13 protein-coding genes are annotated in these 19,758 nt (G+C 60.9%); 5 read left to right on the top strand and 8 right to left on the bottom strand.

The window, feature by feature from the left end; genetic code table 11:
- The first annotated feature begins 70 nt into the window (after positions 1-70).
- Positions 71-940, top strand: a complete 870-nt coding sequence (locus ACFPN2_RS05900) for a FecR family protein (RefSeq protein ID WP_380595706.1) — start codon at positions 71-73, stop codon at positions 938-940.
- Positions 903-3,668: a TonB-dependent receptor domain-containing protein gene (locus ACFPN2_RS05895; RefSeq protein WP_380595705.1), complete on the top strand. Its 2,766-nt coding sequence runs from the start codon at positions 903-905 to the stop codon at positions 3,666-3,668. The genes ACFPN2_RS05900 and ACFPN2_RS05895 overlap by 38 nt, the downstream gene beginning before the upstream one ends.
- A gap of 12 nt (positions 3,669-3,680) precedes the next feature.
- Here the strand turns inward: ACFPN2_RS05895 and ACFPN2_RS05890 are convergent, their stop codons facing one another.
- The 3 genes from ACFPN2_RS05890 to ACFPN2_RS05880 all read right to left on the bottom strand — a co-directional run bounded on the left by ACFPN2_RS05890 (position 3,681) and on the right by ACFPN2_RS05880 (position 8,568).
- The gene (locus tag ACFPN2_RS05890) at positions 3,681-5,531 is read right to left on the bottom strand and encodes an asparagine synthase-related protein (protein ID WP_380595704.1); all 1,851 of its coding nucleotides are present in this window, start codon (positions 5,529-5,531) and stop codon (positions 3,681-3,683) included.
- A gap of 6 nt (positions 5,532-5,537) precedes the next feature.
- On the bottom strand, positions 5,538-6,242 hold the full coding sequence (locus ACFPN2_RS05885; protein WP_380595703.1) for a lasso peptide biosynthesis B2 protein: 705 nt from the start codon (positions 6,240-6,242) through the stop codon (positions 5,538-5,540).
- A gap of 349 nt (positions 6,243-6,591) precedes the next feature.
- Positions 6,592-8,568, bottom strand: coding sequence for a TonB-dependent receptor plug domain-containing protein (locus ACFPN2_RS05880; protein WP_380595702.1), 1,977 nt, complete (start codon positions 8,566-8,568; stop codon positions 6,592-6,594).
- A gap of 200 nt (positions 8,569-8,768) precedes the next feature.
- Between ACFPN2_RS05880 and ACFPN2_RS05875 the strand changes: the two genes are divergently transcribed.
- Entirely contained in the window at positions 8,769-10,031 is a 1,263-nt protein-coding gene (locus ACFPN2_RS05875) for a hypothetical protein (RefSeq protein WP_380595701.1), read from the top strand.
- Between the two features lie 4 nt (positions 10,032-10,035).
- Here the strand turns inward: ACFPN2_RS05875 and ACFPN2_RS05870 are convergent, their stop codons facing one another.
- From ACFPN2_RS05870 to ACFPN2_RS05850, 4 genes are all read right to left on the bottom strand, one after another.
- Positions 10,036-10,398: an EF-hand domain-containing protein gene (locus ACFPN2_RS05870; protein ID WP_380595700.1), complete on the bottom strand. Its 363-nt coding sequence runs from the start codon at positions 10,396-10,398 to the stop codon at positions 10,036-10,038.
- Positions 10,399-10,538: 140 nt separating this feature from the next.
- Positions 10,539-11,789: an amidohydrolase family protein gene (locus ACFPN2_RS05865; protein ID WP_380595699.1), complete on the bottom strand. Its 1,251-nt coding sequence runs from the start codon at positions 11,787-11,789 to the stop codon at positions 10,539-10,541.
- Positions 11,786-13,282: an amidohydrolase gene (locus ACFPN2_RS38525; RefSeq protein ID WP_417774530.1), complete on the bottom strand. Its 1,497-nt coding sequence runs from the start codon at positions 13,280-13,282 to the stop codon at positions 11,786-11,788. The genes ACFPN2_RS05865 and ACFPN2_RS38525 overlap by 4 nt, the downstream gene beginning before the upstream one ends.
- A 45-nt stretch (positions 13,283-13,327) precedes the next feature.
- Entirely contained in the window at positions 13,328-13,858 is a 531-nt protein-coding gene (locus tag ACFPN2_RS05850) for a methylated-DNA--[protein]-cysteine S-methyltransferase (protein WP_380595698.1), read from the bottom strand.
- An 88-nt stretch (positions 13,859-13,946) separates the two neighbouring features.
- Here ACFPN2_RS05850 and ACFPN2_RS05845 point away from each other — a divergent pair, with 88 nt between their 5' ends.
- Positions 13,947-15,878 carry a tetratricopeptide repeat-containing sulfotransferase family protein gene (locus tag ACFPN2_RS05845; protein ID WP_380595697.1) on the top strand — a complete coding sequence of 644 codons (1,932 nt, stop codon included), beginning with the start codon at positions 13,947-13,949 and terminating at the stop codon, positions 15,876-15,878.
- Positions 15,879-15,992: 114 nt separating this feature from the next.
- Positions 15,993-18,380 (top strand): TonB-dependent receptor, encoded by a 2,388-nt coding sequence (locus ACFPN2_RS05840; protein WP_380595696.1) that lies wholly within the window; start codon positions 15,993-15,995, stop codon positions 18,378-18,380.
- A 39-nt stretch (positions 18,381-18,419) separates the two neighbouring features.
- Here ACFPN2_RS05840 and ACFPN2_RS05835 read toward each other — a convergent pair whose 3' ends face one another.
- Positions 18,420-19,730: a serine hydrolase domain-containing protein gene (locus tag ACFPN2_RS05835; RefSeq protein ID WP_380595695.1), complete on the bottom strand. Its 1,311-nt coding sequence runs from the start codon at positions 19,728-19,730 to the stop codon at positions 18,420-18,422.
- Positions 19,731-19,758 lie beyond the last annotated feature (28 nt).

The following is a 19,758-nucleotide window of genomic DNA, read 5'->3' as shown; positions in this document are numbered from 1 at the left end:
GACCGATGAGCCAACAGAAGAGCATCTCACGGAGTTTTCGAACTGGATCCAGGCCTCGCCGAGAAACGTCATGGAGTTCGCGGCTGCCCAGGAGGTCGACAATCGAATTCGGGATGTTGTGCGCACTTATCCCATCGATGTGGACGCCCTGATCGAGCGATCCAAAGCGGAGCGGCGGCTCGCGCGTCGGCGTGTCCGGGGTATGGCGATCGCGGCGAGTGTGGCAGCGCTCGGCTTGTCAGTGGCGGCGATCTCTGCGCTCCAACCCACAAGAGGAGCTTACGTCGCGGGCGAACAGCGGCAGGAGTTCGAGCTGGAGGATGGCTCGGTGGTTGCGTTGAATGCTCACTCTGAGGTGCGGGCAGCGTTCTCCGCGGAGGCGCGTGATTTGTACCTGGAGAAGGGACAGGGCTTTTTCAGAGTTCGTCAAGACGCTCATCGCCCCTTGCGTGTGCATGCCGGCCTCGCGATGGTGGTGGCGGTTGGTACGGAATTCGATGTGAGTGTGGCCCGCGATCAAACAGTCACCGCAGTGGTGGTGAAAGGCGTCGTGCAGGCGAAGCCACAGCTTGCTCCCCCTAAAACCCCCAGACCGGTTCAGGCAGTGACGCTCTCGGCCGGGCAGTCAGTGACCATTCATCAAGACGGTCGAATAGAGCCGGTGAAGAAGGTGGATGCGACTGCGGCAACCGCATGGTGGCAGCCAGAACAGCAGCTGGTGTTCGATCGTTGGCCCCTGGCAGAGGTCGCGAAAGAGTTCAATCGTTACAACGCGGCGCCAAAGCTGATCGTTGAAGGTGCGGAGCTACGCCGGCTTCCCGTCTCTGGCGTGTTCTGGAAGACGCGCCCGGAATCCTTGCTAAACGTGCTCAAGCTCAATAAGACCATAAAAATCGTTCGCAATGGAGAAGACATCACTCTGCGTGATAGTGGCCCCTAGACGGGTGCGGTCTCGGGCCTTGAATTCGCCGGCCTGGCGAAGCGGCGCAGCGTTGCTGTTGTTCGCTGTCTTGTGTCTGCTCGCGCCTGGACAATCGCGGGCGGCGCCGGATTTGTCGAAGCAGCAGGAGTTCCGTTTGGAGGCGCAGCCTCTGTTCCAGGCGGTGGCTGAGTGGGCGGACCAATCCAGGTTCCAAGTGAGTTTCCAACCGGGGTCAGTGGCACTGTCGGATGCGCCGAAGGTCATCGGACGGCTCTCGCCCGCTGACGCGCTATTACAGCTGCTCGCCGGGACCGGGCTCACCTATAAGTTGGTTGATTCGCTAACAGTGCTGATTCTCCCGGCAACTGCGGGTGCGGGGACCAAACCCGCCGGTCGGACGTCAGCGCCTGAAACGAGCGTCGCCGCTGTCAGCGCGGAAAATGGTATCAAGAGGTCGAGCGAGCCCATCGCTGAAGTGTTGGTGACTGGAACACACATTCTGGGCGTCGCACCCGCGGGCTCCGCCGTTATCACATTGGACAAGGACGAGATTCGCCGGCTGGGGTACGCCACCACGGAGCAAGCCGTCCAGTGGCTCACACAGAACATTCGTAGCGGAACGAACGGCGAGTCCGCGGACGCAAGATTCAGCGCGGGCGCTGCGGCCTCGGGGAATGTTTCCTTCGGTGCCAGCGCAAATCTTCGCGGCTTGGGATCCACGGCGACGTTGACTCTGGTGAATGGTCATCGTGTGGCACCTTCAGGGCAAGGGCTCATCACGGACATTTCCCTCATTCCCCTTGCTGCAGTCTCTCGAATCGAAGTGCTGACAGATGGCGCTTCCGCGGTGTATGGAGCCGACGCGATCGCAGGCGTGGTGAACATCATCCTCAAGGACGACTTTGACGAAGCTGAAACTCATGTTCGATACGGATTTACGTCACCGGCGGGGCGCAATGAGACTCATGCCTGGCAATCGTTGGGTTCCAGCTGGGACCGCGGCAGTGTCTTGGGTGTTGCCAGCGTGCTGAGCCAATCGGCGCTGCGCGTGGATAAAAGGGCTTGTACCAGCGGTGTGGCTCGACCGGCCTCGATCTTTCCCAGCAATGAGCAATTGAGTGTTCATGTCTCGGGCCGTCAGCAGCTCGCGGATTCATGGGTTGCGCATGCTGATGTTCAACATGGCCGCACGCAGCGATTCGCCGTTGGAACAGCTTCCCAGCCCGGTCATTTGGAATTTCCGGCCACGATCGACCGAACGCAAGGGTCCATGAGTCTGCGCTATGCAGGCATCGAGGGATGGGACCTCTGGCTCAGAGGGCACCTCAGTCGGGAAGGCACCGATTTCAGTTTTCTACACTTTCCCACGGGCGAGTCAGTGCCGCAGGTGAGCAGTTCTGAAGTACAGGGGCTGACCCAAGGGCAATGGATCACAGGCCTGGCGGCCAATGGAATTCTGGGCAGCCTGCCCGCGGGGAGCATGAGCGTTGCCGTCGGCATCGATCACCGAGAGGAAGAATACACTCGTTCATTGCGGTCGCCGACCATCGGCAGCCAACACGTTGCACGCACTGTCGAATCCGCGTACGTCGAGCTGCATGTGCCCCTCTTTGGCGAGCCCAATCGAGCTCCAGATGCCAGAGGCGCACGGCTGTCTTTAGCTGGGCGCTACGATGACTATTCCGATGTCGGCCATATTGTCAATCCAAAGCTCGGGCTTTCCTGGGCGCCTGTATCAGGCCTGGAGCTCCGCGCGACCTACAGTCACTCGTTTCGCGCGCCGGCGCCGGGTGCGGAGCTCATCAGAACATCGCACGGAACTGACGCTTTAGTGTCGATCTATTCATTCCGAAGCGCCGATAGCAGCGAAACGATCCCTGTAGCGTTCTTGACTGGAGCAACAAATTTACGTCCGGAGACGGCACGGCATTGGACCGCCGGACTCACTCTCCATCCCAACATGATTGAAGGGCTGAAGCTCGATCTCACTTACTACGCGATTTCGTACTCGGGGCGCATTGTCGCGCCTCCCTTCGACTCGGCAGCGTTGTCCAATCCTGCCTTGCAGAGTTTCATTCGCAGTTACAGCAGTCCCGCGGCCCTGCAGACCGCGTTGGCGCGGCAAACCGGTGGCCAACTCGTGTATGTGGACCGGACTGGCACAGATTCAACGGGCGGGGCTTTTGGGCCGAATCCACAGAATCTCGCGACCTATATTTATGACGCGCGGCTCGTCAATGCCAGCGTGCTCGACACCGACGGCATCGACCTTACGGTGGGCTATTCAACCCGCATGAGAGGAGGGCAGCTGGACCTGTCCTTGACCACCAGCGCGATCCACGAGCTCGAGACGACCTTCGCGCCCGGTGCTCAAGCTTTCGACTCTGTCGGCACGGTAGGAAACCCTGCGGGATTGAAACTGCGGGCAGGTGCCGTATTCACCCGAGGGCGTTGGGAGGGCGGACTCGCGGTGAACTTCACCAATGGCTATAGAGATACGACGCCGGAGCCCGATGTTCCAGTGAGCTCGTATGGCACGACCGATGCCTATCTGAGCTACACATTCCATAATAGCCGCGCGCGGACGCTTGATGACTTGTCTATCCGTCTGGGTGTATCGAACCTCTTCGATGAAGGGCCGCCGCGTATTGCCGGCTCACGCGCAACTCGAGGCGCAACCTACGATGCCGCCAATGCGGATCCGCTCGGTCGGTTGATCGCCATAGAGTTCTCACTGATCTGGTGAGAGGAAGTCGAGCTAGGGGCGGGCACCTTCACGAATCCAGCGCCTCAGCCAGGTCTCTATGTACACCTGTCTGACCAAATCAGCCGTGCCCAGCCGGGTTCGACTGATCTGACTCGACAGCAGCTCTTGTATCTTTTGTGGGTCGAGTATTCCTTTCTGCACGAGCCATCCGCCCAGAAGCAACTCGCTCAGGAACGCCGCGTTTCTATCGAGCAAGCTACGAGCCCACGCCGCAGGAGTGCCCTTGCCAATCCCTCGATCCAGTACCAGCGGGGATAAGGCCGAGCGGAATGCAGCGCGCACGACCGCACCGTTCTCCGCCCCTGAAAAGTGCATATGGCTGGGTATTCGCAGCGTGGCTTCGAGCAGCGGTTGACTCACGAGAGGGCTCATGCGGGTGGGCTCCTCCGCAGCGCTGAATGGCGAATGAGCGATGGATGAGGTTGCCTTGATCAAGCTGTAGATCAGTGTTGCCTTGCCTAGCGGCGTGTTGTCGGCATCCTGGAACCACGGGTGCGTAAAACGACCTAGCATGCTTTCATACACGGTCACGGCACTTCGAGAAACCAGATAGCTGTCGTTGGATCGTCCGGCAAGGAGTCGATGGCGATAGAGGCTCCAGGTCCGGATCCGACGCAGCCACTTGAGATGAACATACGCCATGCGCATGGCTCGCCAGACAGAAATGCGCGCGAGCTCCGCATAGTCCATTGCAGCGGTAAAGAATCGGTGAATGTTCTCGGGGCTTTGCAGGATCTCCGCTAATGCATCTGGCGTGGGCGCGTGTCCGAACACGTCATCACCCGTCTCTCCAGTAAAGACTGCGGTCGCGTTATAGGTGCGAGCCAGTCTCTGCATGACGGGCTCCACGTCGAAGCCGGTAAAATTCAACACCGGGTTCGGAGTCAAAGCGCAATCGGCAAATGCGCGCAGATCGATGTCGATGTTGCTCGGGATCTCCTCGAGCGGGGTATTCGTTCTTTCGGTCATGCTTCGCGCAAAGCGGCGCTCATCGCCGGCGCCTTGGGAATAGAAGTTGACCGCGATCACTCTTGTACGATGGCTCTTGCTGCGCAGACACGACAGGACAATCGACGAATCCAACCCGCCGGACAGTAGCAGCAGGAGGGTTTCGTGCAGGGAAGCCCAGGCGCTGATGCACCGATGCGTCTCCAGATGCAATAGTGTTGCGGCGTCAGCAAGGCATCGAACGGGATCGCTGCAAAACCTGGATGGATTCCAGTAGGACCGACTGGTGATTTGTCCGTCACAGATATCCAGGCACTCGCCACTGAGGATTGCAGTGACTTCGGAGAGTCCCGTTTCTCGGGTCAAGTAATCGCCCGCGGCGGCTTGGGCTCGTATGGAATCCCAGTTGATGGAGAGTGAGCTGCCCAGCCCGAGAAGATCCGCCGCATGCGAGAAAAACAGGGTGCACCGGTCGCGAGTCAGGTAGTAGCAGGAAAGGGCCCCCGCAGGTCCTCGAAACACGCTTATCGCATGCTCCTGGGAACGTCGCAGGAACAAAATGTACGATCCCCAATCGCTATCGACGAGCGATCGCCCATGAGTGCGTCGGATGTCCGCGCTTTGCCGTTCGTCAATCGTGAGCCGACGCTCGGCCGGCTCCATGGCACTTGTCGATCGTCTGAACAGCGTACCGAGAATGACGCCGGTATCCTGTTGAAGCGATATTGGGCGACGACTGCTTGCGCTCTTCTGGTGAATGTAAACGGCCAAGCCGGCGTGATCCGTTGCGACCAGCCAATCGCTACCATTCATTACCTGCCGGCGCATCCTCGACGCACCTTCGCTGCTCTCGAGGTCTCGATCGTCCCAGACAAGGGCCAGAAAGCGCGTCATTTGGCATCACAGAGCCGCTAAAGGTATGAATGTTTGTGCGTGCTCGAGAGAGTCGTTGAGTGCGCAGTCTTCAATCTGCACCCATGCATGCGCAAGGAAGGGCTTGGTACATATTCCGATGAGCAGCGTGGGCCGGTGACCGTGCTTGATGAGAAACTCTGTGAGCACCAGGGAGTCGAGGAGGCAGGCATTCTTGGCGGTATAGAAGGCCGTGGACAGCCGGCGAAAGATGCGCACCAGAATGAAGGCGCTCTGCAGGTCTTGCAGGGAGGCGCTGGCTTTGAGAGTGGTGAGGCGAGTGATCAAAGGCAAGAGCCGCCCGCGACGAATCATGATCGATACACGAGTGAGCGCGCTCAAGAATCTCACAAGGTGGATTGCCGTGATGCCTGGCCTTGGGTGTCGTCCCGTTCCGTAAGGCAGCGCGCGATTCAGGGAAACTGTAAGCGGTGAGAAGGGCCTGCCGAGCGATTGCGAGTCGGTAAGCAGCCCGCGACGCATCAGCGCTAACACTGTGTCCGGTGGCGCAGAGTTCTGACCCGAATCAAGCCCCGCGAGACACGTAGTCAGCGCGCACTGGGTCTCAGCATCGATGCCAACGTACGCATTGGTTGAAATGTCGAGAAAGATAGCGCCTTCGTCAACGAGGCACATGTGGACGCCGTGTCGAAGATAGATTGTCACGCGAGCTGCGTTGAGCCGGGCGCGCATCTTTCGATGCGCGCGATGTATGGTTCAGGGTTGCTCGTCAAACCAGAAGTCCATGAACCCATACCACTTCCTGGTCTCCTCAGTTGCTTTGCCGAGTTCGATGATCATGACTATCTCCTCGATTCGGTGATGAGCCAAATGGCTGTGGTGTGCGCTGGAAGCGCGGTTTCAGTCTGGTTAAAGGGGGGACGACCGTCAAGATAGTTGAGAGGGCAACGGCGATTGCCGAGGTGGTGTGAGTATGCGTGTGACCGCAATCGCAAAGAGATGTACTGAAATATGGGTGCCCGGTCGGTTGGCGCATTGCGCTGATGTTGCTCAACGGCAGGGAGCAGCCAGCGAATCATCGTCAGAACTCGTATGTGTAGCTCACACCGTAGGTTCTCGGCACGCCGAGGCGCTCGGCGATGAATGAGCCCGAGCCGTCGTCGCGCCGAGCGGAGCTCAAGCGAGTCGCGTATTCCTCATCGAACACGTTCTGTAAGTTCACTCCGATACGATGGCGACGCGCATCGTCGACGTAGTAGCGTCCGGCGAGGTTGAGGACGAAGTAGTTGCCGTAGTTGCGGCGACCGAAGCCGCTGACAGACTGATACACATTGCCGACCCAATTGACCGTCGCGCTCGCGTCCAGCGGCAACCGAGCAGGCGTGAATTGCAGCGATCCTTTCGCGTAGCTCTCCGGGAGTCGCGCGATTTGCAGATCCGAGCCCTCTGGGCGGGACTGACTGTAGGTGTAGCTCAGGCTCGTTCTGAAGACGCGGCCGAGCGGCGCACTGATCGAAGCTTCGGCGCCACGAACCTGCACTTCGCCAGGCAGATTCTGATAGCGACCGTTGGGGAACTGATCGGTCCCGTCGCCGACATCGATGAGATTGTCGACGTTGCGCGCGAAACCGGTGAGTTGCCACGCCATTGCGGCGCCTTCGCTCAGCGGAATGTTGCCGCCGATGGAAACATTCAGATTCTTGCTTTCCTCGGGTTGCAGGTCCGGATTGCCGGCGTAGTCGTCGATGCCGATGTAGTAAAGCTGCTCCGCGCTCGGCAGCAGGAACGCCGTTGCGACGACACCTTCGACGTACAGGGCATTGCTCAATGTGTAGCGGCTACTGACGTTCCACACCGTCGCGTTCTTGCCGCCACTGCCGCGGTTGTAACGAACGCCGGCGGCCGCTGCGATCTTCTCGAATGCATTCTCCGCCGTGCGCACTTCACCAAAGAATGCATGCACGGTCTCGGTCTCGCCGGCGATGGGGAACACATCGTCGCGCGCCTTGTAGTTCTGATAGTCGTAGCCGACGTGATAGTCGACCTGGCCGCCCGGTCGGATCTTCACGAGCGCACTGCCGCCGTAGTCATGAAAGCCCCAGTAAGTGCCAGGCGGATATAGCACGACTTCCTCGCCGGTCGCGGGATCGTTCTGGATGTTGGCGTAGGTCGTGTCCCAGTCGTGCAGATACGCTTTGACCAGCAACTGCACCTGGTCGCTGGCGTCGTAAGCGAGCTTGGCGCTGACGATGTCTTCATTGCGATCGTTGTAGCTGCGCTTGGTGCGAGCCGCACTGTTGTTGTCGAGCGTGGCGTCGGTGTGGTGATAGAGCAGGTCGAGTCGCAGCGAGTCGGTGAAGTCCAGGCCGTATTTCAGGCCGGCATTGGTCACGTTGTAACTGCGGTCACGGTCGGTGGCGCTGGGCTCGAAGTGCGCGAACTGCCGGTAATCGTCGCCTTCGTTCTTCGAGCTGTACACCACGAACTTGTGCCGGCCGATGGCGCCGCGACCGTAGCCTGCGATTTGGTAGCCGTCGTTGCCATCGTAGTTCACGGCGACGTTGCCGCCGGGCTCGTCGGAGAAGCTGCGGGTCACGACATTGATGGCACCGGCCACGCCCTGCGTTCCGTAGAACAGGCTCTCGCCGCCTTTCAGCACTTCGATGCGCTCGACCATGTTGGCCGGCAGGGTGTCGGGGCTGGTGTCGTTGAAGATGCGGTTGTTGATGCGCACGCCGTCGACCAGCCACAGCACGTCGCCCGGCCGCGAGCCTTGCAGCGACACGTCCACATAGTCGAACGGTCCGCTCCCCGGGGAGACGTACAGGCCGGGCACTTCGAACTGCAGGGCGGTGCTGACATCGACATAGCCCGCCGCACGCACGCGATCGGCGCTGACGTATTCCACGTCGTGGCCATAGCGGGCCAGTTCCACCGGCAGCGTCTCTTCGATGCTCCGGGCAGTCACCAGGATCTCCTCCAGCGGGTCGTCTTGAGCGAACGAGACGGTGGAAGCCAGGGTGAGCAGCGAGGCTGCGAGTCGGCTATGGCGAAGCAAGGGAGTCCCCAGGGAAAGATTCAGACTGATTCGTAACCGGTGCGTTACCGCTCGGCACCGGCAGGCTCGGGCAAACTAGTCGGGACCAGACTAGTTAGCGAACCGCGCTCTTCTCCAGTAATTTACTGTTTCCAATGACGTTACTTAACGTTAAAACTCCTAGTATCGTGGCCATGAGCGGGGGTGGTGTGGCGTTCAGCATGACAGCGGTCGAGGAGCTGCAGAGGCAGGCGGAGCAGTTCCGCGCCAGCGGCTTGCTCGGCAAGCCGGGGGCGTTGTCGCGCCTGTTCGATTTTCTGTTGTCGCGCTCGTTGAGCGGCGAGGTGCCGAAAGAGATCGAGATCGCTCTGCAGGTTTTCGGCAAGGGGGCGAACTTCGACGTGGCGCAGGACTCGGTGGTTCGCGTTTACGTCCACAAGCTGAGGCGTCGGCTCGAGGAGTTCGCGGCGCGCTCGCTGACGCCTTACGACAGTCGCATCACTATTCCGAAGGGCGAGTACCGATTGGTGCTCGAGCCATCGACGGCGGTTGCGCCCGTGGCTGAGGTCATTGAGCCGTCGGTGGAGGTGCTGCCAACGAGTCGGCTCACGCGGCGAGAATGGTTGAAGCCGGCGTTGGTGGCGGTGGCTGCGTTCATCGTGGGCGTCGTGCTGACGTATGCGGTCACGTCGAATCCGACGGATCGAGATTTGGACGCCGTTCGTCATAGCGCGGTCTGGGGGCCGCTGCTGGACGATGACTTGCCGATCACGCTGGTGGTGGGCGACTACTTTTTGCTCGGCGAAGTGGACCAGGCGGGCAATGTCGAACGGCTGGTGCGCGAGTTCTACATCAACTCCAATCAGGACTTTCTGGATCATCTGCAGCTCAATGCGGGGCAGATGGCGAACTATCGAAATCTGGATCTGACGTATTTGCCGGCGGCGAGCGCCTTCGCTTTGCAGGATCTGGTGCCGGTGTTGAATGCCGGCAAGCAGGTGCGAGTGACGTTGCTGTCGGCGCTCGACCCGAGGCTGCTCAAGTCGACACATGTGGTTTACGTCGGTTACATCAGCGGCATGGGCATGTTGGCCGATCGAGTGTTCGCGCAGTCGAGGCTGGCGTTGGGCGGGTCGTTCGATGAGCTGCACGACTCGCAGACGGGGACTGACTATGTGAGCACAGCGATGCCGATGGGACCGGAGGGCGGAGCCTTTCGCGACTTCGGTTATTTCTCCACGTTTGCTGGACCGAATGGGAATCGGATCGTTGTTATTTCAGGGACGCGCGATAACGGCGTGATGCATGTCGCCGAGACGTTGTCACGTCGCACGGGTGTCGATGAGATTGCTCGTCGGGCGTCCGGGGCTGAGTCGTTCGAATCGCTGTATGAGGTCGATGGGATGGCCCGCGCAGGGTTGAATGCGCGGGTGGTGTTTGTTTCTTCGATGAAGAACGATGCGATTTGGAGCGGGGCGCCGTAGCGCCTCACTGACGCTTCCGATTGCGCCACCCGTCGCCTTTCTCTTTCATTGCTTCTTTTGCCGCGGCAAGTTCCTTCGCATCGAGCACGTTGTTCTTGTCGGCGTCGGAGCGGTCGAACAGTGTGGTCGGGCCGTTCACGAACTCTTCCTTGCTGACCTTGCCGTTGCCGTCAGTGTCAAACTGGCCAGTCAGAAAGTCTCCGCCGCGGCGTTTGGGAGCGTCGGCGCTATCGAGGTAGCCGTCCGAGTTGCGGTCGAGTTTGGCGAAGTGCTCGGCGCGGGCGGCGAGGAATTCTTCGCGTGTGACGGAGCCGTCGTGGTTGGAGTCGGCGCGTTCGAAGACGCCTTCGCCGCGCATCTGCGCCATCGCGGGCGCACTTAACAAAATGAGCAGGGCGGACGATACAAACAAGCGAGACATGGTGCTTTCCTCAGTATCCGGGTGAAGCGCTGGCACAGCCCAGCGCTTCCTCCCATCAACGCACCACCTCTCGCGAGGTTGACCGCTCAGTTCGCGGTCGCGCGCTTCAGGCGTTCGAAGTAACGATCGCGCAGGTCGGTCTGGCGTGAGCGCATGTCGATCGGGCGGCCAGCGATCCAGACCTGGTCGGCGAGGCTGGTGACATCGAGCGGATCGCCGCTCCACAACACCACGTCGGCCACCTGGCCGGCGGCGATATGACCGCGAGTGGCGCCGAGGCCGAAGATCTCGGCGGCATCGGCGGTCAGCGCGGTGATCGCTGCTTCCTTCGGCATGCCATGCGCGACGGCATTGCCGGCAGTCTGGCGGACCTTGCGAGCGTTGTGGCTGTCTTCGAATTGAGTGAACGTGATCTTCACGCCGGCTTTGTGAAGCAGCGCGGCGTTGTCGAGGCGCGAGCCGATCTGGTCGAACGAGTTCGGCAGATTGTTGAGCGCATCGACGATCACCGGCACTTTCGCTGCGGCGAGCTGATCGGCAACGACCCACGCTTCGGCGCCACCTGCGATCACAGGCTTGATGCCGTAACGCTTGGCGAACGCGATTGTCTTGACGATTTCACCGGCGCGGTCGACGTTGAAGATCACTCGCCCGCCGGACAAATAACGAGCAAACACTTCGCGACCCAGCGGATGCATCAGCGTCTTCTGATCGGCGACCCGATTGCGCGTTTCATGCACGGCCTGTTCGAGCACCATCCACTGTGCCGCGCGGCTGCCACCGGAATGTGAGTTCATCCCGCCGCCGAGATTGATGAACAGCGAGCGGCTGCCATCGAGCACGGCGTCCTGTCGACCATCGAGCGTTACACCCGCGCCTTGGCCGGCGAGGAAGTTGCCGCTGCTGGCGATGCCGGGATTCAGCACGGTCCAGGTCATGCCTTCGATGCGCGTGACGGGCACGAGCACCGAGCGACCGTTATAAGCGGCGGACACGTCGAACTCCGGCCGCCACTGCATCTCATAGGCGGGCGCGCCGAGACCGATGGAGGCGTCGTCGGTAGTCGATTCCTGTGAGACTTCCTGGATGCCGATGGTGCTGAGGCCAGCGAACATGCCGGGCGTCAGTGCGCGACCTTTCGCGTCGATCACGGTGCCATCGGAGGATAGCCCGTTGCCGATGGAGTGGATCTTGCCGTCGCGAATCAGCACGTCAGTGTTCGTGAGCGTGCCTTTGGCCGTCGACGTATAGACCGTCGCGCCGCGAATCAAAACATCTTGCGCGAGAGCAGCGCTGCTGGCGCTCAGGGCCAGCACAGAGGCGATCAGAGCTTTCATTGCGCGCTCCCTTTCACAGCGGTCTCATACTGGCCCAACAAGAAATCCGAGGCGGGTTTCGTCGGCGGATTGGCGCGGTCGTAGGCCAGCGTGCCGTCGATGAACACCTGCTCGGCGAGCGCGTACACGCTGAAGGGATCGCCGTTCCAGATCACCACGTCGCCCATCTTGCCGGCTTCGAGCGTGCCGGTGACTTTGTCGATGCCGAGCGCCTTCGCGGCGTTCGACGTGAGCCACGTGATCGCATGCTCGCGCGAAATGGCGAGGCCCATGCGGTTGCCATAAGTCATGGCTTTGGCGGCTTCCTGATTGAGTCGTTGTATACCTTCGGCCGAATCGGAGTGGACGATGGCGCAGCTGTTCTTGGGCATGTCGGTGAGCGCGAGGTTTTCCAGCACGCCATCGAACGCTTCCATCTTGAAGCCCCACCAGTCGGCCCACTCGGCGCCGCAGATGTTGTTTTGAGCGAGCACGTCGGCGATCTTGTAGGCCTCGACGGCGTGGTGGAACGCGGCGATCTTGAAGCCGAATTCCTTGGCCAGGTCGATCATGATGGCCATCTCGTCGGAGCGATAGCAGTGGATGTGCACCAGGATCTCGCCGTTCATAGCGCCGACCAGCGTTTCCGATTTCAGGTCGCGCTTGGGCGGTGAAGGCGGCTTGGCGTCCTCGTCCTTCTTCTTGCCGGACGAGTCCTTTTGTTTCTTTTCGTACTCGGCCAGCTCGCGACGATATTTGTTCCACTCCTCGCGATAGGCCTGGGCATCGGCGAACGCCTGGCGATAGCCGGCCACGTTACCCATGCGCGTCATCGGCGCTTGACCCTTACTGCCATAGAATCCTTTGGGATTCTCGCCGCACGCCATCTTCAAGCCTTGCGGGGCGCCGGGGAATTTCATCGCCTGATAGGTCGTGGTGTGCACGTTTTTTACGGTGACGCCGCGGCCGCCGATCAGATTGCCCGAGCCGGGCAGAATTTGCAGGGAGGTAATGCCGCCTTCGAGCGCGGTCTCAAAGCCGGGGTCTTGCGGCCAGATGGCATGTTCGGCCCAGGCTTGCGCGGTCACGGGATCGACCATTTCGTTGCCGTCGCTGTGTGCGTCGACGCCCGGGCTGGGATACACGCCGAGGTGAGAGTGCACGTCGATCAAGCCGGGCGTGACCCAGCGACCGTTCGCTTCAATGATTTTGGCGCCGGCGGGGGCCGTCAGTTGTGTACCGACCGCGGAGATCTTGCCGTCGACAATCAGCACATCGCCGTTGTCGATGCGTGTGCCCGTACCAGTCAGCACGGTCGCACCGCGAATCAGTGTCGGCCCTGATGCCGGCGCTTGATACGTCGATGTATACGGTGCGGGTGTCGATGGAGCAGGGGTTGCTTGCGGCGTCGGTGTCTGCGACTGTGGCGCGGTCGCGCAGGCACTCAGCAGGAACCCCAGCAAAGGAATCATGACCGGGCGACGCGAGGCGCCGCGCGCATGAGCGTGCTGCATTAGTTGTGATATCCGTGCGACGAAAAATCGAAGCGCGAAAATCTATCAGATCAGCCTGCCTTGCGCTGCTGCTTCGTGATTCAACAGCCAGCGTTTGCGGGGCAGGCCGCCGCCGTAGCCGGTGAGCGAGCCATCGGCACCGATCAAACGATGGCACGGCACGACGATACAGATGGGATTGGAGCCGTTCGCATGACCGACGGCGCGCACGGCTTTAGGGCGACCGATGCGCGCGGCGAAGTCGCCATAGCTCATCGTGGTGCCGACTGGAATACTGCGCAGCCCTTGCCACACCGAGCGTTGAAAGGCGGTGCCGCCGGTTTCGATGCGAATTTGATCGATGGCATCCAACTTGCCTTCGAGATAGGCGAGCAAGGCTTCTCTGATCGCGGGCGCCACCGGCCGAGTCTGGAGTTTCAGGTCGCCGTACAGCACCGTCAGCGTCCGCTTGAGCCGTTCTTCCAGATCGGCCCAGCCCAACGCGCGCAAACGCCCCTGCTCATCGGCCACCACCAGCATGTCGCCAACGGGACTTTCGATGCATTCGAGTCGGAAGCTGAATGGGGCGGCAGGCATGAAGACTTCTCAATGCATTTGCAGAATCGGGTGTGAGCGGCGTTATGATCACAGCGGGGACATTGCGTTGTCACTGGCCAGCTGACGAATGAGCGCAACACCGGAACCGGTAGGAACCCTGGAGATCGCCCTCGCGCATACCCGGCATTTGCTGGATCATGACCCGTCCGCGGCTGCCGAGCAGGCGCGGGAGATTTTAAAGGTCATTCCCCGACAACCGCTGGCACAGTTTCTACTGGGCCTTGCATACAGTGCCACGGGGCAGGGCGATGAAGCGATCGCGGCCTTGCGCCGGGCCGTCGAGTTGAAGCCTGATTTGCCGGACGCGTGGCGAACGCTGGCCGATCATCTCACTGTTGCCGGCGATACCGCAGGCGCCGACCACGCGTACGCGCAGCACATTCGATTCTCCACTCGCGATCCGCGCTTGCTCGAAGCGGGCGTGGCGTTGGCAGACAATCGCATTCCCGTCGCCGAAGCTTTGCTTCGTGAGCATTTGAAGCAGCATCCCACCGATGTCGCGGCGATTCGCATGCTTGCCGAAGTCGCCGCGCGACTCGGTCGCTACGCCGATGCGGAAGTCTTGCTCGAGCGCTGTCTCGAGCTCGCGCCGAGTTTCACCGGCGCGCGTCACAACTACGCGTTCGTTCTGCAGCGACAGAACAAGCTGGCGCAATCGCTGCAGCAGCTCGATCGTTTGCTCGCCGCCGATCCGCGCAATCCCGGATATCGCAATCTGCTGGCCGCCGTGCTGGGCCGAACCGGAGACTACGATCGCGCCCTGAAGATCTATGCCGGCGTAGTGAAGGAATATCCGAGCAACGCCAAGGTCTGGATGAGTTATGGACACGCGCTGAAGGCGGCAGGTCAGCAGAGCGAATGCGTGGCGACCTATCGCCGTGCCATCGAGCTGTCTCCGCAACTCGGCGAGGCGTATTGGAGTCTGGCGAATCTGAAAACATTCCGTTTCAACGAGCGGGATGTCGTTGGCATGCAGGCGCAGTTGCAACGAAATGAGCTGAGTGCCGAGGACCGTTTCCACTTTCATTTCTCGCTCGGCAAGGCATTCGAAGACGCGCACGATTATGCGAAGTCGTTCGAGCACTATGAGCAGGGCAATCGGTTGCGGCGGGAGCTGGTTCAGTACGACGCCGATGAGACGTCCGAGAAGACACATCGCTCGAAACAGTTGTTCACGCCCGAGTTCTTCGCCGCGCGCCAAGGCTGGGGCTCGAGCGCGCCGGATCCGATTTTCATCGTCGGCTTGCCGCGAGCGGGCTCGACGTTGCTGGAGCAGATTCTTTCCAGCCATCCCCTGGTCGAGGGCACGATGGAGTTGCCCGACATCATCGATATGGCGCGCTCGCTCGGCGGCCGTCGGGTGCGAGCCGAGGTGTCGAAGTATCCCGAAGTGTTGGCCGAGCTGTCCGCCGATCAGTTGCGCGCACTCGGCGATGAATACATCGCGAACACGCGCATCCAGCGCAAGACCGATGCGCCGTTCTTCATCGACAAGATGCCGAACAACTTCGCGCACATCGGCTTGATCCAACTGATCCTGCCGCGGGCCAAGATCATCGATGCGCGACGCCATCCGTTGGGCTGCTGCTTCTCGGGCTTCAAGCAGCATTTCGCGCGCGGCCAGCATTTCACGTATGGGCTCGACGATATCGGTCGCTACTACCGCGACTACGTCGAGCTGATGGCGCATTTCGACGCGGTGTTGCCGGGGCGCGTGCATCGAGTGATTTACGAGACCCTGGTCGACGACACCGAGCGCGAAGTGCGTCGTCTGCTCGACTACTGTGGCCTGCCGTTCGATGAGCGCTGCCTGCGCTTTTATGAGAACGATCGTGCCGTGCGCACGGCCAGCTCGGAGCAGGTTCGCCGTCCCATTTATCGCGACGGCGTCGACCACTGGCAGCACTATGAATCCTGGCTGGAGCCTTTGAAGCGGGCGCTCGGGCCGGTGCTCGAGTCGTATCCCGCCGTTCCGGAGATGTTTCGACACGCTGATTAACTCGACTGAGTCATCAAAAGGAGCCGCGTGGACCCGCGGCTACAACATGGGGAGAGCAAGATGGTTGAACGTCGCTTGCATGCTCACAAACTTCGGCACAGTCGCCGAAGATCGATGTCGGTTCCATTGGCCGCCGCGCTGTCCGTGACGCTGTCGCAGGCGTCGGCGCAACAAGCCAACGAAGGCGCGGTACTCGAGCAGGTGATCGTCACCGCTCAGAAGCGGCAGGAGAATCTGCAGGAGGTGCCGGTCAGTATCACCGCGCTCGGCACCGCGAAGCTGGAAGAATTGCACGTAACGGATTTCGCCGATTACGCCAAGTTTCTACCCAGCCTGTCTTACACCTCGCTTGGCCCGGGGTTTTCGCGAGTGTTCTTCCGCGGCGTCAGCAGCGGTGACAACGGTAACCACTCGGGCTCGATGCCTTCCGTGGGTATCTATCTCGACGAGCAGCCCATCACCACGATTCAAGGCGCGCTCGATGTGCACGTTTATGACATCGAGCGGGTCGAGGCGCTGGCAGGGCCGCAGGGCACGCTGTACGGCGCCAGCTCGCAAGCGGGCACGATTCGTATCATCACCAACAAGCCCGATCCGTCGAAGTTCGTGGCGGGCTACGACATCGAAGGCAACATGCTCGATGGCGAGACCGGCTACGTCGCCGAGGGCTTCGCCAATCTGCCGGTGAGCGAAAATGCCGCGATCCGACTCGTCGGTTGGGGCAAGCGCGACGCCGGCTATATCAGCAATGTCGCACGGGATCGTTTCTATCCCACCGCGGACATCACCATCAACAACGCCGACCGCGCCAAGAAAGATTACAACGATGTAGAAACCTACGGCGCGCGTGCCGCTTTGCGCGTGGACTTGAATGACAGCTGGACCATTACTCCGACCCTGATGCATCAGCAGCAGGAGTCGAACGGCGCGTTTGCTTACGATCCCAGTCTGGGCGATCTGAAAGTGGCGCGCTATCGACCGGAGACGTCCGACGATCGCTGGACGCAAGCGGCACTCACGGTCGAAGGCAAGATCGCCAATCTCGACGTGGTGTACGCAGGCTCTTATCTCAAGCGCGATGTGGACACCCAGCAGGACTATTCCGATTACTCGCTGTTCTATGACATCTCGTACGGATACACCGTCTACAACGACGCCGGCGACACCATCGAGCCGACGCAGTACATCCAGGGCAAGGATCGTTACAAGCGGCAAAGCCACGAATTCCGATTGTCTACGCCCGGCGATAAACGGGTGCGTTTCGTCGGCGGCTTGTTCTACCAGCGCCAGGAGCATGGCATCGAACAACGCTACAAGATCGATAACCTGACGCCAGTCTATGAAGTCACAGACTGGCCCGACACGATCTGGCTGACCGAGCAGAAGCGCGTGGATCGCGACTACGCGGTGTTCGGCGAACTCAGTTTCGACATCACAGAAAAGCTGACGCTGACCGGCGGCGCGCGTTGGTTCAAAGCCGAGAACTCACTGGCGGGCTTCTTCGGTTATGGCGAGGGCTACAGCAGCAGCGGTAGCAGCGGCGAAGCGCTGTGTAGTCTGGTCGCCGGCGACGAGGTCGGGGATCGCTCCAGCTGGGTGCCTTACAGCGCCGTCAATACGGCGCCTTGCAAGAACCTGGACAAATCCGTCAAGGACGACGGCATCACGCCCAAGGTCAATCTCACTTACAAGTTCGATGACGATCGCATGGTGTACGTGACGTACTCCAAAGGGTTCCGGCCGGGCGGCGTCAATCGTCGCGGCACGTTCCCGCCGTACGATGCCGATTATCTGAAGAACTACGAAGTGGGTTGGAAGACCACCTGGATGGACAACCGCCTGCGCTTCAACGGCGCGGTGTTCATGCTCGATTGGGACGATTTCCAATTCTCGTTCACGGGCGAGAACGGTCTGACCAATATCACCAACGCCGGCGGTGCCCGCATCAAAGGCATCGAAACCGATCTGGAGTTCGCCGCCACCGAGAGTTTCCTGATCTCGGGCGGTCTGTCGGTGCTCGATGCCAAGCTGCGCGGCGATTTCTGCGAGCTGCTCGATGGAGCGGGGCAGCCGTTGCCGCTGAGCGAATGTCTCGCGCCCGATCCTTACGGCGGTCCTGACGTGCTGCGAGGTGCGAAAGATGGGACGGAGCTGCCGGTCGTGCCGGATTACAAAGCCAATCTCACCGGTCGCTATCGTTTCGAGATGGGCTCGCTGGATGCCTTCGCGCAAGCGGCCTTCGTGTACCAATCCGAAAGTCGCGCGGCACTCACGGCGTTCGACGAAGGCATTCTCGGCAAGAACAAAGCCTACGGTCTCGCCGACTTCTCGATCGGTTTCGGCAAGGACTCGTGGACGGCGCAGGTGTTTCTGAACAACGCCTTCGACAAGCGTGCCGACATCACACGCTTTGCGCAGTGTCGTGAGGAGATGTGCACGAAGCCCTACATCGTCACCAATCAACCGCGCACGATCGGTGTGAAGTTCGGGCAGAAGTTCTGACGCAGCAGGGGCGGGAGCGCGATGCTCCCGCCCTTCGTTTCACTTGGCGGGCTCGACCAGAGCCTGGAAAGTCAGCTGGCGCGACAGATCTTCGATGTTCGGCGTGTTCGGTGGACTGCCGCGGCGCTGGATGATGCCGAGGAACACCACGTCGTTGGTGGGATCGATCCAGAACCAGGTGCCGGCGAGGCCATCCCAAAGATAAGTGCCCTTGCCCGTAGGGCTGCCGACTTCCAGCGGCTCTTCAAAGATCGCCACGTCGAACCCGAAGCCGAAGCCCGGCTGCATGCGGTAGTTGCCGATGCCGAACTTGCCGTTCTGATTCTTCACGCCTTCGGGCACGTGATTGGCCGTCATCAGCGCGACTGTGCTCGGCGCGAGCAGGCGCTTGCCGTCGAGCTGACCTTGGTTCGCCAGCATCTGAACGAAGCGCAGATAGTCCGCCGCGGTGGAGTAGAGGCCGCCACCGCCGGAGGGCAGGCCAGGCGGCTCGTTCACGCCTTTATCGTGAGGCATGGCGCTGAGGCCGTCGTTGCCCCACTGATAAATCGTGGCGAGCCGCGACATCTTGTTCGCCGGCACGTGGAACGCGGTGTCGGTCATGTTCAACGGCTCGAAGATGCGCTCGCGCAGGAACTCGGGGAAGGGCTTGCCAGACAGCTTCTCCACCAAGTAGCCCTGAATGTCGACGCCGACGCTGTAAACCCAACCTTCGCCGGGTTGATACAGCAGCGGCAGCTTGGCCACACGATCGATGAATTCCTGCAGCGACCCCGCGCTGAGCGGCGCCGACTGCTGATACAGCTTGTCCACCGGCGTGGCGCCGAACACTCCATAAGTGAAACCGGCGGTGTGCGACATCAGTTCGCCCATCGTGGGCGCGTGAGTCGGCGCGACGAAGGTGAGCTGGCCGTCGGGGCCGTTGCCCGCGAACACTTTCAGATCCTTGAACTCGGGAATGTGGCGCGAGATCGGATCGGAAGGTTTCCACTTGCCTTCCTCGTACAACATCATCATCGCGACGCCAGTGATGGGCTTGGTCATCGAGTAGATGCGCACGATGGAGTCCATCTGCATGGGCTTGCCGCCGGCCGCGTCGGCTTGCCCGTACGTCATCTGCTGCACGACCTGGCCGCGACGCGCGACCACTGTGGCGATGCCGGCCAGTTGTTTGCTATCGACGACGGCTTTCATGCCGGCATCGAGCCGCTTCAGGCGCTCCGAAGAGAAGCCGACGCTTTCCGGCTTGGTTTCGGGCAGCGACAGGTTGCGTGCCTGGGCCGCGACCGTGACCAGCATTGCCAGCGCGACCAGGCTCCAGGCGCGTGCGCTAAATGGTTGTATCCGCACAGTGAAATCCCCCGCGTTCCGTCGACGA

The sequence above is a fragment of the Steroidobacter flavus genome (assembly GCF_042651805.1).
GTDB classification, from domain to species: Bacteria; Pseudomonadota; Gammaproteobacteria; order Steroidobacterales; family Steroidobacteraceae; genus Steroidobacter; species Steroidobacter flavus.
Note: the sequence above shows the minus strand (reverse complement) of the source record. Positions and strands in the feature narration are given on the sequence as shown.